This is a genomic window from Kitasatospora sp. NPDC085464, assembly GCF_044541955.1.
Classification (GTDB): Bacteria; Actinomycetota; Actinomycetes; order Streptomycetales; family Streptomycetaceae; genus Kitasatospora.
Genome location: NZ_JBITTM010000036.1, coordinates 17,776 through 31,040, shown reverse-complemented (window position 1 = coordinate 31,040; position 13,265 = coordinate 17,776). Strand labels below are relative to the sequence as shown.

At 71.8% G+C, this 13,265-nt stretch carries 16 protein-coding genes and 1 pseudogene; 12 read left to right on the top strand and 5 right to left on the bottom strand.

The window, feature by feature from the left end; all coding sequences use genetic code 11:
• Positions 1 to 312 precede the first annotated feature (312 nt).
• The 9 genes and pseudogenes from ACIGG8_RS29185 to ACIGG8_RS29145 all read left to right on the top strand — a co-directional run bounded on the left by ACIGG8_RS29185 (position 313) and on the right by ACIGG8_RS29145 (position 8,391).
• Positions 313 to 1,620 (top strand): discoidin domain-containing protein, encoded by a 1,308-nt coding sequence (locus ACIGG8_RS29185; protein WP_396551759.1) that lies wholly within the window; start codon positions 313 to 315, stop codon positions 1,618 to 1,620.
• 2 nt (positions 1,621 to 1,622) lie between these two features.
• On the top strand, positions 1,623 to 2,921 hold the full coding sequence (locus ACIGG8_RS29180) for an MFS transporter (protein WP_396551814.1): 1,299 nt from the start codon (positions 1,623 to 1,625) through the stop codon (positions 2,919 to 2,921).
• Positions 2,918 to 3,892 (top strand): hypothetical protein, encoded by a 975-nt coding sequence (locus ACIGG8_RS29175; protein WP_396551758.1) that lies wholly within the window; start codon positions 2,918 to 2,920, stop codon positions 3,890 to 3,892. The genes ACIGG8_RS29180 and ACIGG8_RS29175 overlap by 4 nt, the downstream gene beginning before the upstream one ends.
• Positions 3,889 to 4,203, top strand: a pseudogene (locus tag ACIGG8_RS29170) (MerR family transcriptional regulator). Before ACIGG8_RS29175 ends, ACIGG8_RS29170 begins: the two are co-directional and overlap by 4 nt.
• Before the next feature lie 130 nt (positions 4,204 to 4,333).
• On the top strand, positions 4,334 to 4,696 hold the full coding sequence (locus tag ACIGG8_RS29165; protein ID WP_350525859.1) for a hypothetical protein: 363 nt from the start codon (positions 4,334 to 4,336) through the stop codon (positions 4,694 to 4,696).
• A 746-nt stretch (positions 4,697 to 5,442) separates the two neighbouring features.
• On the top strand, positions 5,443 to 6,129 hold the full coding sequence (locus tag ACIGG8_RS29160; protein ID WP_396551757.1) for a VanZ family protein: 687 nt from the start codon (positions 5,443 to 5,445) through the stop codon (positions 6,127 to 6,129).
• An 811-nt stretch (positions 6,130 to 6,940) separates the two neighbouring features.
• The gene (locus tag ACIGG8_RS29155) at positions 6,941 to 7,387 is read left to right on the top strand and encodes a transposase (RefSeq protein ID WP_396551756.1); all 447 of its coding nucleotides are present in this window, start codon (positions 6,941 to 6,943) and stop codon (positions 7,385 to 7,387) included.
• Positions 7,333 to 7,722, top strand: a complete 390-nt coding sequence (locus tag ACIGG8_RS29150) for a transposase (RefSeq protein WP_396551755.1) — start codon at positions 7,333 to 7,335, stop codon at positions 7,720 to 7,722. The genes ACIGG8_RS29155 and ACIGG8_RS29150 overlap by 55 nt, the downstream gene beginning before the upstream one ends.
• Positions 7,723 to 8,193: 471 nt before the next feature.
• Entirely contained in the window at positions 8,194 to 8,391 is a 198-nt protein-coding gene (locus ACIGG8_RS29145; protein ID WP_396551813.1) for a YrhB domain-containing protein, read from the top strand.
• Positions 8,392 to 8,422: 31 nt separating this feature from the next.
• On the opposite strand, the gene ACIGG8_RS29140 is transcribed toward ACIGG8_RS29145, so the two are convergent.
• Positions 8,423 to 8,635, bottom strand: coding sequence for a hypothetical protein (locus ACIGG8_RS29140; protein ID WP_396551754.1), 213 nt, complete (start codon positions 8,633 to 8,635; stop codon positions 8,423 to 8,425).
• Positions 8,636 to 8,638: 3 nt separating this feature from the next.
• Positions 8,639 to 9,088, bottom strand: a complete 450-nt coding sequence (locus tag ACIGG8_RS29135; RefSeq protein ID WP_396551753.1) for a hypothetical protein — start codon at positions 9,086 to 9,088, stop codon at positions 8,639 to 8,641.
• On the opposite strand from ACIGG8_RS29135, the gene ACIGG8_RS29130 reads away from it, so the two are divergent.
• The 3 genes from ACIGG8_RS29130 to ACIGG8_RS29120 all read left to right on the top strand — a co-directional run bounded on the left by ACIGG8_RS29130 (position 8,994) and on the right by ACIGG8_RS29120 (position 10,758).
• Positions 8,994 to 9,359 carry a CbrC family protein gene (locus ACIGG8_RS29130; RefSeq protein ID WP_396551812.1) on the top strand — a complete coding sequence of 122 codons (366 nt, stop codon included), beginning with the start codon at positions 8,994 to 8,996 and terminating at the stop codon, positions 9,357 to 9,359. The genes ACIGG8_RS29135 and ACIGG8_RS29130 overlap by 95 nt on opposite strands.
• An 88-nt stretch (positions 9,360 to 9,447) precedes the next feature.
• On the top strand, positions 9,448 to 9,876 hold the full coding sequence (locus tag ACIGG8_RS29125; RefSeq protein WP_396551752.1) for a hypothetical protein: 429 nt from the start codon (positions 9,448 to 9,450) through the stop codon (positions 9,874 to 9,876).
• A 384-nt stretch (positions 9,877 to 10,260) separates the two neighbouring features.
• Positions 10,261 to 10,758 (top strand): hypothetical protein, encoded by a 498-nt coding sequence (locus tag ACIGG8_RS29120; protein ID WP_396551751.1) that lies wholly within the window; start codon positions 10,261 to 10,263, stop codon positions 10,756 to 10,758.
• Positions 10,759 to 11,245: 487 nt separating this feature from the next.
• Here ACIGG8_RS29120 and ACIGG8_RS29115 read toward each other — a convergent pair whose 3' ends face one another.
• The 3 genes from ACIGG8_RS29115 to ACIGG8_RS29105 form a co-directional block, all read right to left on the bottom strand.
• Positions 11,246 to 11,857, bottom strand: a complete 612-nt coding sequence (locus tag ACIGG8_RS29115; RefSeq protein ID WP_396551750.1) for a hypothetical protein — start codon at positions 11,855 to 11,857, stop codon at positions 11,246 to 11,248.
• 42 nt (positions 11,858 to 11,899) lie between these two features.
• Positions 11,900 to 12,082 (bottom strand): hypothetical protein, encoded by a 183-nt coding sequence (locus ACIGG8_RS29110; protein WP_396551749.1) that lies wholly within the window; start codon positions 12,080 to 12,082, stop codon positions 11,900 to 11,902.
• A gap of 139 nt (positions 12,083 to 12,221) precedes the next feature.
• The gene (locus ACIGG8_RS29105) at positions 12,222 to 13,262 is read right to left on the bottom strand and encodes a hypothetical protein (RefSeq protein ID WP_396551748.1); all 1,041 of its coding nucleotides are present in this window, start codon (positions 13,260 to 13,262) and stop codon (positions 12,222 to 12,224) included.
• Positions 13,263 to 13,265: the final 3 nt, after the last annotated feature.

Below are 13,265 nucleotides of genomic sequence, written 5' to 3'. Positions count from 1 at the left end.
GCCCCGGGTCGCCGTAGGCCGGTGCCCGTCGATCCGCGGGATTTCGGCACGCCCGGACTATTGTCAGGAAACTTTACTTTTCACTAGGCTCTCGGCGGCGGCTCGGCGCGGCGCCCCCTCGACCGGGGCGTGACGCGCTCAGCGAGAGCTCTGACCCGGCCGCCGCAGTGGTGACGGAACCACCGCTCGACCGGCGGGGATCGCGTGCGGACCCCGCCGGAGTCCAGCTCTCGCCGTCGTTCGAGGTCAGGGAGTTCAGGGATGCGTCCCCAAGTCTCGGTAAGGCCTGTTCACATCGGAGTGTTCGCCGCGGTGCTCGTGCTGGTTGGCGGACTCTTGCTCGGCTGGTCAGGGCGGGCGGGAGCGGCGGCCGATCCGCTGCTCTCGCGGGGCAAGGCCGCCACGGCCTCGTCCACGGAGGGCTCGTCCTACGCGGCGGGCAAGGCGTTCGACGGGAACACCGCTACCCGGTGGGCGAGCGCGGAGGGGAAGGACCCGCAGTGGTTGCGGGTCGACCTCGGGGTGAACGCCACCGTCTCGCGGATCAAGCTCTCCTGGGAGGCCGCGTACGCGAAGGCGTACCGGCTGGAGGTGTCGGCGGACGGGGCGACCTGGACCACCGTCGCCGAGGAGAAGGCCGGCAACGGCGGCACGGACGACTGGACCGGGCTGACCGGCAAGGGCCGGTACGTCCGGATGTACGGCACGGCCCGCGGCACGTCCTACGGGTACTCGCTGTTCGAGATGGAGGTCTACGGGGTCACGGACACCCCGCCCTCGCCGACCGCCACGCCGTCGCCGACCGCGACCGCCCCGGGCGGGGCGTTCACCGTCGTCGCGGCCGGTGACATCGCGGCGCAGTGCACCGCCTCGGACAGCGCCTGCGCGCACCCGAAGACCGCCGCCCTCGCCCAGAAGATCGACCCGAAGTTCTATCTGACGATGGGTGACAACCAGTACGACGACGCCCGGCTGTCGGACTTCCGCGCCTACTACGACAAGAGCTGGGGCGCGTTCAAGGCGAAGACCCACCCCGTCCCCGGCAACCACGAGACCTACGACCCGGCCGGCTCGCTCTCCGGGTACAAGGCGTACTTCGGCAACCTCGCCTACCCGCAGGGCAAGAGCTGGTACAGCTTCGACGAGGGGAACTGGCACTTCGTCGCCCTCGACTCCAACGCCTTCGACCAGAGCGCCCAGATCGACTGGCTCAAGGCCGACCTCGCGGCCAACACCCGCAAGTGCGTCGCCGCCTACTGGCACCACCCGCTGTACTCCTCCGGCGGGCACGGCAACGACCCGGTCTCCCGGCCGGTGTGGCGGATCCTCTACGACGCCCGGGCGGACCTGGTGCTCAACGGGCACGACCACCACTACGAGCGGTTCGCCCCGCAGGACCCTGACGGGAAGGCCACCGCCGACGGGATCGTCGAGATCGTCGGCGGGATGGGCGGCGCCGAGCCGTACCCGATCGAGCAGGTCCAGCCGAACAGCCAGAAGCGGATCAGCGGCGACTACGGCGTGCTGAAGCTGGAGCTCACCGACTCCGGGTACGGCTGGAGCTTCGTCGGGACGGACGGCAAGGCCAAGGACACCAGCCCGACCTACAGCTGCCACTGATGATGTACCTGGCCACCACGGGCCGTCGTCCGGACGCGCCGCCCCACCCGGCCGGGGTGGGGCGGCGCGTCCCGGGCACGGTCGTCGCGCTCGGCGCGGTCAGCCTGGTCACGGACGTCTCCTCGGAGATGGTCACCGCCGTGCTGCCGCTCTACCTGGTCCTGGGTCTCGGCCTCTCACCCCTCCAGTTCGGCTTCCTCGACGGACTGTTCAACGGAGCCACGGCACTGGTCCGGCTCCTCGGCGGGCGGCTCGCCGATCGCGGCTCCGGCCGGCACCGGACCGTCGCCGGGGCCGGATACCTGCTGTCGGCACTCTCCCGGCTGGGCCTGCTGATGGCCGGCGGGGCCGCCGGCGGCATCGCCGCCGCGCTGGCCGCGGACCGGCTCGGCAAGGGCGTACGCACCGCACCCCGCGACGCGATGATCACGCTCAGCGCACCGCCGGAGACCCTCGGCCGGGCGTTCGGCGTGCACCGGGCGATGGACACGACCGGGGCGCTGCTCGGCCCGCTGGTCGCCTTCGTGGTGCTGTGGGCGACCGCGGACGCGTACGACGCGGTGTTCGTGGTCAGCTTCGCCACCGGCTTGCTCGGTGTCGTGGTGCTGGGCCTCTTCGTCCCGGCCGACCCGTCGGCACCGCCGCCACGGGCCGCATCGACCCGCCCGGTCCCGCCCGCGGGGCCGAACGCCGGACCCGGCCCGACCGGCCCGACCGGCCCGACCGGCACGGCCCGGGTGACTGCCGACCCGGCCTTCCGGCGGGTGGTCGCGGCCGCCGCGCTGCTGGGCACCGCGACCGTCGGCGACTCCTTCCTCTACCTCCTGCTCCAACGCGGCCTCGACCTGTCGGCCGCGCTCTTCCCCCTGCTGCCACTCGGCGCGGCGGCCTGCTACCTGCTGCTCGCCGTCCCCGCCGGGCGGATCGCGGACCGCGCCGGACGGCGGATCCCGTTCCTCCTCGGCCACGGCGCGCTGCTCGCCGCCTACCTGACGCTCCTGGGCCCGTCGAGCCTGCCGACCGCCGTGCTGGTCCTGGTCCTCCTCGGCGTCTTCTACGCCGCCACCGACGGCGTGCTGATGGCGCTGGCGGCGCCCGCGCTCCCGGCCGCCGGACGCGCGAGCGGCCTCGCCGTCCTGCAGACCGGACAGGCCCTGGCCCGCCTGGTCGGCGCGGCCGGGTTCGGCGCGGCCTGGACGTGGTGGGGGCCGCGCCCGGCCCTCGTCGCGGCCACCCTCGCCCTGGCCACCGCACTCACCGCCGCCTGGCGGATCCTCCCGGGAAGGAAGGCGCGCCGATGAAGTCGCGAACGGTCCTGCTGGTCCTCGCCGCCCTCGTCCTCCTGGGCGGCTCCCTCGGCTACGTGGTGCACGCCCGCCAACGCGACGGCGGACCGCAACTCGTCGCCGCGGACGACTCGTTCACGCTCGATCAGCCCGGTCTCTACTACCGCGACAACGCCACCGGCCGCGTCGCCCGCAGCCCGGGCGGCGAGCCCGGCGGCCCGTCCTGCGCCCGCTTCTACGCCGCGGGGGACCGCGCCCTGTGCCTGCGCGCCCTGCCGGGCACCCCTGCCCGGACCCAGGCGGTGGTCTACGACCGGCGGTTCACCGAGCTCCGGTCGGTGATCGTCCCCGGAATCCCCAACCGGGCCCGGGTCTCGCCCTCCGGCCAGGTGCTCTCCTGGACCACCTTCGCCGTCGGCGACTCCTACGCGGCGGACCGCTTCTCCACCCGCACGTCGATCCTCGACCTGCGCACCGGCTACCTGATCAAGTCCGTCGAGGAGATCCCGCTGACGATCGGTGGCACCCGCTACCACGCCGCCGACGTCAACTACTGGGGCGTCAACTTCGCCGCCGACGACAACCGCTTCTACGCCACCGTCTCCACCGCCGGCCGCACCCACCTGGTCGAGGGCGACCTCAAGGCCTGGTCGGCCCGCACCCTGCGGGAGAACGTGGAATGCCCCTCGCTCTCCCCGGACGGTACCCGGATCGCCTTCAAGAAGAAGGTCTCGGCCGATCCCGCCGCGCCCTGGCGCCTCCACGTCCTCGACCTGGCCGACCTCCACGAACACCCGCTGGCCGAGACCCGCAGCGTCGACGACCAGGCCGCCTGGCTCGACGACGCCACCCTCGCCTACGCCCTCCCGGCCCGGGCGGGCAAGGCCACCGACGTCTGGGCCACCCCCGCCGACGGCACCGGCACGCCCCGCCTCCTCCTCCCCGGTGCCTCGTCCCCGGTCGCCGTCCCGCCCCCGCCGGCCTGACGCCCGCCGGCCCGCCGCACCGGCCCGGGACGGTGGGCCGCGCCGCCGAGATGACGGGCACCACACCCGGCTTCCTGCGCTCCCCGGGCGACCACGGCCTCATCACCCCGCTGCGCTCCGAGAGCGGCCACCGTCGCTACTCCCGCTACCAACTGCCACCGCGATTCGCGCCCGCGACCTCGTCGACCAGGGCACCGCATCGACGCCGCCTGCCGCATCGTCATCCTCGAAGACCAATCGAGGAAGCCCTGCGCATCAACGAACAACTCCGCCGCTCCCAGCCCGGCCGGCAAGCCGCCGCCGACACCTGACCGAGGGCAGAGCCCGTTGCCACGGGCACCCGCCGGAGTCCGGCCGCTCAGACCGGCGAAGCACCCGCACTCATCACACTCACCGCCCCGGGCGGCGCCCGGACGTCGATGTGTTCTAGCCTTTGGTGCCATGTCGAACCCAGACGGGCTGCTCGTCGACATCGCCGCGATGGTCGAGTCCGAGCACAGCAACCAGATGTCCCTGACCGTGGTCGTCCCCGGCGCGGTGATCACCGGCCGGCTCGCCCCGGTGGCCCTGTGGTGGGAACGGGTGGCGGAGGTCCTCCAGGCCTCGGACCACCTGAAGCCCTTCGCCGCTCTCTTCACCCTGCGCGCCGAAGGAACGCCCGCGCGGCCCACCCACCTCCACCTGCACCGGGCGAAGATCCTGCAGGGCGACTTCGGACTGCCCCACACCGGCGGCATGTACCGCATCGCCATCGAAGACATCAGCGCCTGGACCGTCGGGGACCTCAGCTACTCCGACACCTGACGCCCCCGCACCAGGCCCAAGGTCCCGGATGCCCCCTTCGCCCGACTCTGCGCCCGTGTCCCGTGTCCCCGGTGCCGCGTGCACGCCGTCCCGGCCCTACGCCGGGACGGCCGGGCCCTGCCGGCCTGGCGACCGTGTGGCCGAGCCACGTACCGCTGAGGACGAGGACCGGACACGAACAGGGCTATTCCTCGATGAGCCGCGACAATCGGCCCCCTTGTACGCCGATCGAGTCGGGTTTCTCCACGGGGCCGGCCACGGTTCCCACGTAGCAAACCCCCGGGCTGCCGGGGTCCGCTCCACCTGGAGTCGGAGCGCTTGCGTCCCATACGCATGCGGCCCCGCGTTCCGACAGGTGCGGGCGCTGTCCGGTCGGTTTCGCGAGCGCTCGGGTGGCTTCCTCGTCGGCGCTGGCCTGACGATGCGATCGTTCACAGCCCGGACACCTCGACCGCCTCCTTCAGCGCGGTGTTGTCCACCAGCCCGGCCTGCCGGTCGGCCGGCAGATAGGCGGCTCGGTGCTGCTCCCGGCGATGACCACCACGTCTTACCGGTGGCGCTGACCTCCCGCGCGCACCTGTGACTGCGCATCGTAGATGGCCGGCGTTTGCCGACTGCTCGGCCAACGAGCGGGGTGCTTCGCCGACCGGGACGGTAGACGGCTCAAACTCAGCCGTCGGCATGCGCCGAACCGGGGCGCTTGGGGCATGCACCGCCGCTCTACCGCAGCCGTTTGAATGGTGCCCATGGACCACACCGCATCGCTGCCGACACCGCAAGTCCGTCGCACGCGCCGGACCCTGTTCGGCGGCCTGGCGCTGCTCGCTGCGGCATTCGTCGGCCTCTACGTGCAGCGGCCGCTCCGCCACCACGGCAACCAGCTGCACTCCTACTTCGACACGATCAACGGGATCGTCTTCCTCACCGTGCTCGCGCTGCCCCTGGCGGCGCTGGCGACGTGGCTGCTGACCCGCCGTCGCACGGCCGCCGGCACCGCGCCGGCGTGGGCACGGCGTGCCTCGCTGGCGGAGGTCTGCCTCGTCCACGGGACGCTGCCGTGGGTGTGGATGACCATGCTGCCGGGCGACCAGGCCGGCCCGAACGCCCCGACACAGGTGAGCCTCGTGCCGCTGCGGGACCTGATCGCGACCGTCGAGACCGGTCCGGGGTCCGCGATCGTCCAGGTCGGCGGGAACCTGCTGGTCTTCGCGGCGCTGGGATTCTTCGGCCCGGTACGGTTCGCGGCGCTGGCCTCGCCGCGGCGGGTCGCGGCGCTCGCGGCAGCCTGCTCGACGGCGATCGAGGTCCTGCAGTACGTGCTCCAGCTGGACCGGGTGTCCTCGGTGGACGACGTGCTGGTCAATACCGTGGGCGCGGTGCTGGCTGCCTCGGCCTCGCGCCGCTGGTGGCGCGGTACGCCGCATACCGGCTGAGGTCCGTCGAGCTTTTGCCCGGAGAGCAGCCCATGTTGGTCGGCGAGCATGCGGTGACGTTCCGGCGCTGCCTTTCGTGACCGTCGAGACTCACTGCCGCCGTTTTCGGCCGTAACGATCCAAGAGCGGCCGGCTATCGGCCCCGGAAGAGTGACCTCCGGGCCAGAGCTTGTACGTGGCTCTGCTGACAGTATGGCCGGAGTTCTCACGGTACTTGGCCACCAGGCTGGCGGCTCGTTGACCAGGGTGAAGAGACGGTGAGCGAGAGCACTGCCGTTGCCCAGGACGCCTGGGAAGCCGGGTGCTGGCTGATCGATTGGACGGTTCCGGCGCTCCAACGGGTCCGGTGCCGGCCAAGTGGTGTGCTCAGGTTGGCCAGGTAGCGCGAAAACTGTGGCCATCAACCCTGAAAAGCCCGTACCCGAGCGGACCATCCTGCGGCCCGAGCGCTGGAGTGCCCGCTCAGGCAGCGCCGCGTCCCAGCGACGACGGCCGCTGGCCAACAAGGTCGGCCGCGGCCGGCTCCCCCTGTTCTGAGATCAGAAGCCGTTGCCGTACCGATCATGGTGAGCATCGGTTCGAATGCGGCGACCCGGTCGGGTGATCTCCAACTGGTGCGCGCATGAAGGCAGGGCCTCCTGTTCAGTTCGAGGTTGTCGACGCCCGAACCACCACAGGTGGCCCTGTGCCGCAGTCTGTCGCTGTCATGCCGGTTGAGTCCAACTCGGCTGCCCGATCGTGTGATTGCCTCGCTCACCGGTTCGGGAACGCGGGCGACCGTCCAGACCGTGTGCGCCGCTACGACTCGGACATGACGGACACGGAGTGGGGAGTTGTGCGGGACGCGATGCCCGTGCCGCCGTGGCTGGAAGGACGGGGCGGGCAGCCGGAGGGTTACTGCCACCGGCAGCAGCTGGACGCGGTCCGCTACCTGGTCGACAACGGGATCAAGCGGCGGGCGATGCCGGCTGACTTCCCTGCCTGGGACCGCGTTTACGCCTTCGTGCGGCGGTGGCGGGCGCGGAGCCTGCTGGCCGAGTTGCACGACCGGCTGCGGGGCCTGGTGCGCGAGGACGCCGGCCGGGACCCGGAGCCGACCGCGGCGGTGATCGACGCACAGTCGCTGCGGGCGGCGGCCACGGTCCCGGCGTCCTCACGCGGGTACGACGGGGCGAAGAAGGTGCCGGGGCGCAAGCGTCAATCGTGGTCGATTGCCTCGGACTGCTGCTGGCCGTGCTGGTCACCGCCGCGAACGTGACGGACCGGGACGCCGCGATGCCGCTGCTAGAGCATGTGCGGGCCCGTTACCGGAAGACCGTCCTGGTCTGGGCCGACGGTGGCTACGCGGGCCGCTTGGTCACCTGGGCGAATCAGGCACTGCGACTGACCCTTGAGATCGTCAGGCGAAGCGACGACGCGTCCGGCTTCGTGGTGCTGCCGAGGCGCTGGGTGGTCGAACGCACGCTGAGCTGGCTGATGCGCTCGCGGCGCCTGGTGCGTGACTACGAGACGCTGCCCGCCGTCCACGAGCAGATGGTGCTCTGGTCGATGACGATGCTCATGACGAGGCGCCTGGCCCGGCGGCGAGCGTGAACCTGCCCGGGGACGGCTCGACGGCCCAGCCTCGGTCCGCCAGCCGCTTCATCTTCGACCGCACGCCCTCCACGCTCGCCGGGACCGGGGCCAACCCCAGGGCAGCGGCGACCTCCTGACACGGTCATCACCCTGCCTCCATCCGCCCTGCGTTCGGCCAGAACAGAAAGGATGCGCTGGTAGTCCACAGCCAGCACGTCTGCCACCAACGCGGGCCGCCACACCGGCCACTCCTGCCAATCCGTCTCCGCCTCCGCGAGTTCAGCGAGCACCCAGTCCACCGCCTCCCTCAGCCCCTCGACGCGCTCTCGCGCAGCCAGTTTCCGCTCCTCCAGCAGACCCACGACCGACGCCATCCCGGCACCTCCACCGACGAGAAAACCCGATGCCCCGAGCCTGCCTCGCGCATGCCGAAGTCATGCCTGAGCTGCGGAAACACACCAATCTAGTTCGGTACGACAACGGCTTCCGATCTCCAAGGAACGTGCCGTCTGGCTCGTCGAGTGCCTGCTGGCCATAGAGCGGCTGACATGGGCGGGGCCGGTCCCGGAGCTGGCCGTCCATCGCGTGGAGGAGCATGCGGTCGGCTGGCTCGTCTTCTGGAACTCGGCGGAGTATGCCCGTACCCGTGATCTTCGCGACAACCTGGTAGGTAGCGGCCCTTACTGAACTTGAATTCGTGACGTCGGTTTGCGGGTGGTCAGCCGTCCAGGATCAGGCCGGTGGCGGCGAGGCATCCGTCGACCAGGCAGGTCGGTACCGGATCTGCTTCAAGCCCCTTGACGGCTCGGGCGAGCTGGTCGAGGTTGGCAGCGGCGAGGTTGCCGATGGTGCGCTTGGCCAGGGCTGCTTGACAGCATCTGCCGGTTGTCAGGCGAACGGCACCGAACTCCACCCAATCAAGTTGACCCACATGTCACTCCCCACGGCGGCGCTTGTAGTACGCGTACGTCAGAGCCAGGAGAAGCGGGCCCCACAGGCTCAGCGGGAGAGTGGCCACTGCCGCGAGGGCCTTCCACCAGCCATTGGAGTACTCGACGAGAGGGATCCCGCCGACGTGGAGAAGAGCGAGCGGCAGCGGGTCCCACAGCGCGATCAGCCCCAAAGCGCCCAAGGTGGCCAGGATGATCGCTGCGAGCGGTGGAACACGTCGGCCGCCGATGATCGGGATCCAGGAAGGAACCACTTCGCCCCATCGGGCCACCAGACCGAAGGAGAGGTAGGCGAGGCCCTCGGAGAGAAGGCTGAGCCCGAAGACGTACCCCTGGTGCATCGCCGACGGCAGAGCCGCCGACCGATTCGAAGGCGACTTCACCGACTCGTACGGGCTCGACAGCGTCAGCGAGGGGACCCTGGAGCAGGTCACCCGCCGTACCCCAGGCTTCCGCGCCTGGCAGGACCCGCACTGGCTCGTCCACTGCAACGACGCCGCCGCCTTCATTGGCGAGGTCGGATACAACGAACTCGCCGCCCACCCCGACGCACTCGACCACCTTCGAACCGATCTACGGATGAGCGGTTGGCACGACGCATCCCAGCTCGAAAACTTCCTGACTCACCTCGGTCAGGGCGCAAGCGCCATGCTCTTCCGCTGCACCGTCTGCGGCACCCACCTCGCCTACGCCGACGCTTCGTAACCAGGCCCAGCCCAGCAGCACGTGCCTTCCCTTCAAAGGAACTGCGCCCAACGTACTTCATCACGCATCACCTGAGGGGCCATCGCCAGTGACCGGTCACCACCACCGCGCGGACGAGGGCACCGACGCCCCCGCGCCGGAGAGTGCCTATGCCGCCGCGCTGGGACCGGTGGCCGAGAACACCGCGGTGACCCGGCTGCAGTCCGCCCTCAGGCACGACGGTGAGTACCCGCGCGCCTCCCTGGAGCGGGAGTTCCGGCTGCGCCGGGCCGCTCTCGCCGACCGTCTGGCGCTGCGCAGCGGCGACGAGCACGACGCTACAGAGGCCGCGCGCACCGCCTGCGAGCTGCTGGCCTTCGACCTGGCCGACGGCCGGTTCGTCCTGGGCCCGGCGGGTCCCAGCTCGGCCGTGTGGGAGGCATCGGCGCGGCCCTATGCCCGTCAGGAGTACGAGCGGTGGGCGCAGTTGACCGACGGCGGCCGCGACGCGTTGGTGGGGGAGGCGGGCGACCGCTGACCGCAGGGGCCTCGCCGCCGGGCCGGCCCGGCGGCACGCTGCGCCTGGTCGATGGCCGCCCCGTTCTACGGGCCTGGTCCTGGTCCTGGCCCTGGTCCGCCGTGCTGCGTCTGTGCGCCGCCCCCGCCCCGGCTCCGCTCAGCCCCGGCTGCCCGGTCTGTTGGGTCCGGGCTGCTGCTCGCCGTCCGTGCTGCGCCGCCTGCCGTGCGGGTCCTGTCGCGGGTGCTCGGATCGGCCCCGGGGCAGGATCGGCCCCGCGGTGGCCGGGGGAGCGGTGGAAGCTGCCGCGCGGGCGGGTGGCGATGCCGTGTTGGCGGAGGGCCCCGGCTGCCGTCGGATCAAAACGTGTCGCTCCGGGCTGGAGTGGGTGGCTACGCTCGCGCGATGGAGCTGGATGAGGCACTGGAACCGTTGCGCCGGGTGCTGCTGGAGCGACGCATCGTCGGTTACCCGGAGTCGGTCGCCCAGGCAGTGGAGGCTGCCTGGGCGGCGCTGGCCGGCGGGGTGGACACCCCGAGTCTGTGGGAGCTCGGCGTGCTGTCCGACGGGGAGGTCCTGGAGGCGCGCCGGCTGCTGGCCGAGGTGGAGCAGGAACTCTGGCCGGTGCTGCGGCTGCCCGCCACCGTTGAGGGCCGAGACCGGGCGCTGGCCCGGTACTGCCTGCGGGACCTGCTGGATGGCCGCCTCGATCCGCTGGCGGCGGCCGAGCGGATCGGCTTCGAGCTTTGCCCCGCCGACGACCCCGGCTCGCCGCTGCGGCCGGTCCGCGGATGGCTGTACCGCGCGGAGGACCAGCAGGAGCACTGCGGCGGGCTGACGAAGGAGCTGGTGGCCGAACTGCACGACCTGGCCTCCCAACTGCTGGCCGGCCCGCTGTCCTGACGGCCGGCCCCGAGAGTGCGCTCCGCCTGGGCGCCGGGAGGTCAAACTCACCTGTCAATCGGTCAAGACCACCTGTCAGAGGACACCCGCTACCCGGCCCGCTCGGTGACCTCGGTGACCTCGGCGCCCCGCCCCGCCCCGGGCCCGGGCCCCGCCGCCCCGCCGAGCCCGGCGCCGGCCCCGGCCGACGTCCGCGACGTCTTCGTCGTCCTGGCCGCCGTGCCGCTCTGCTGCGCCCCGCCGCCGCCGCCGTCCCGGCCCCCGGGCTCGTCCGCACCGCGCCAGCACCCCCGCCCCAGCCCTCCCGGGGCCGCAGGCCCCGGCCCCCGGCCAGGCGGTGCTGTCGTGCCCCCCTGTCGGGCCCCGGGGGTGCTGTCGCGTCGTTTCCCAGCACGGAGCCCCGGATCCCCCATCTCGCCTCCGCATCGCGACAGCACGACACCACCGCCCCACGCCCCGCCCTGGCCCGGCGCAGCCGGGGCCCTCCTCACCCGCCCCCCCGCGGGGAGCCGCCGACGACCCACCGAGGCCGCCCGGGCCCGGCCGGGTCCTTGCCGTCCTTCTGGGTCAGGGCGGTGGTCCGCGGATCGGTTGTGATCGCGAAGACCTTCGTCCGACCGTCGTGCGTCGGGTTCGTGCCGATTGTGCAGGAGCAGATAGGGGCGAACCTGGTGGTGACCTGCTGCGACACGTCCAGCTGCGCCTCGGGGTTCTTCGCCGGTGCGAACCCGGGCAGGCCAGAGGTTGGCCCAGTCCGGTTGTCTCTCGGCCCGTTCGTCGGCAGGTTCTTCGGTAGCGGCAGCTTTCGGTCGGCGCACGAGCGCGCCGGCAGCCACCACCGGCCGCCCGCCCCGACGTCCAACTCCGGCGCCCACCACGAACCCCCGGCCCTTGCCGCGCGCGTGTGTATCGGCGCCGACCACCACCGGCCGCCCACCACGCTGCTGCTCCGCCGCGGCAGGTACGCGGGCATCACCGCGACCAGAGCGATGCCGGTGAACAGGACCAGACGTATCCCGTCCGCGCCGTCCCACGCCCGGCCGAGCGTCGCCAGCGATGGACGGAAGCCGTTCAGGAGCAGCCAGGCGCCGAGCTGCATCGCTGCCGCCGAAGATCGACGAGGCGAGCTGGGTGATCACTCTCAGCTGGGTGAACGTCCCGCAGCCACGGCTGATCCGGTGGGCTGGCAGGCGTTGTCGACGTAGTGGACCTTCGCAATCACCGCCAGAGCGGTGACGCCGACGAACATCGTGATCGCGGTCAGCCCCGTCACCGCCATCGTGCTGGCCGCATCCTTCGCCTTGGGCTCGCGGAACGCCGACACACCCTTGGAGATCGCCTCCCCACCGGTCAGCGCCGTACCGCAGAAGGGTGACCGCTCCGTGGACGCTGTCGAGGTTGGCCACCCTCGGCCTCCTCGTCATCGAGTGGCCGGCGCGGAGCCGACCACTCGACGGAGGCGATCAGAGGATCGGCTCGCAGCCGATCGCCTTGCCGCCAGCGGTGAGGAACTGCTTCCAGGCCTCGTCGGTGTCGGGGAAGAGCCCCTGGAGGTTGTCGGTGTCCATCCGGAAGTAGGTGGGTTTGTCGTGGCAGGTCGCCACGACCTCCTGCTTCGGGATGGGGGAGCCCGCCCAGCGGGACCGGCCGAATGCGGGTGTGGCGTCCTTCTCGGCCAACGGCCCCCGAACCCTGGGCTCGGTCCCGATACTGAAGGACCAGGCGATGGGGTTCTGGCCGGTGGCGATCCGGCACACCCACACCGGGTCGAACGCGGTGGTCACGCTCTCCCGGTAGCCCTTGCTGTCGGCGCTGGTCGCAGTGAACCCGGGCAGGCCACAGACCGAGGCGTTGTTCAGGTCGTGCTCCTGACCGGCCTGTGACAGTTCGTGCGGTGCGGAAAGCGGCGTCTTCCCGCACCCCTTGCCCGCCGCGACGCCGTTCGCCGCCGAAACGGCGAGACGGGCGAGGTTCTCCGCGCCGGGTCCGTCATCGCCGTTTGACTTGACCTCCACTCGAAGGCCGTTGCCGCACTCTCCGGGCAGCAGCGCCCACGCCCAGTCGCTGCGGGCCGCTCCGCTCGCGCCGCCGTTCGCCGAGGCGGCGAACAGCTGGCTGTTCGAGTTGGCCGGGTAGGGGGCGAGGTCGTCGGCCTGGAGGACCTGCACGAAGACGGACCGGCTGTTGCCGAAGAATCCGTAGCTCACCTCCGCCGTGCAGAACGCTCCGCCGCTCGGCGACTGCCAGACACCGTTCTTCTTGCTGCTGACCTTGCCCGGCCCGAGCGCGTCGTTCAGTGCGGCCGCGCTCACCGCGCCGTCGCACACGGCGTCCGGCCCGAAGGCGTTGCTCAGGTTGTTGGCGAGGAACGCCCCCACCCCGGCCACGACCGCCGTCACCGTCACCGCGCCGACCACCGCCCGCACCCGCAACGGCCAAGTGGTGAACCCGCGCCGGTCGAGGGCGGCATCGACCTCGGAGATCTTGGACTGTCGTTCCGGCATCGG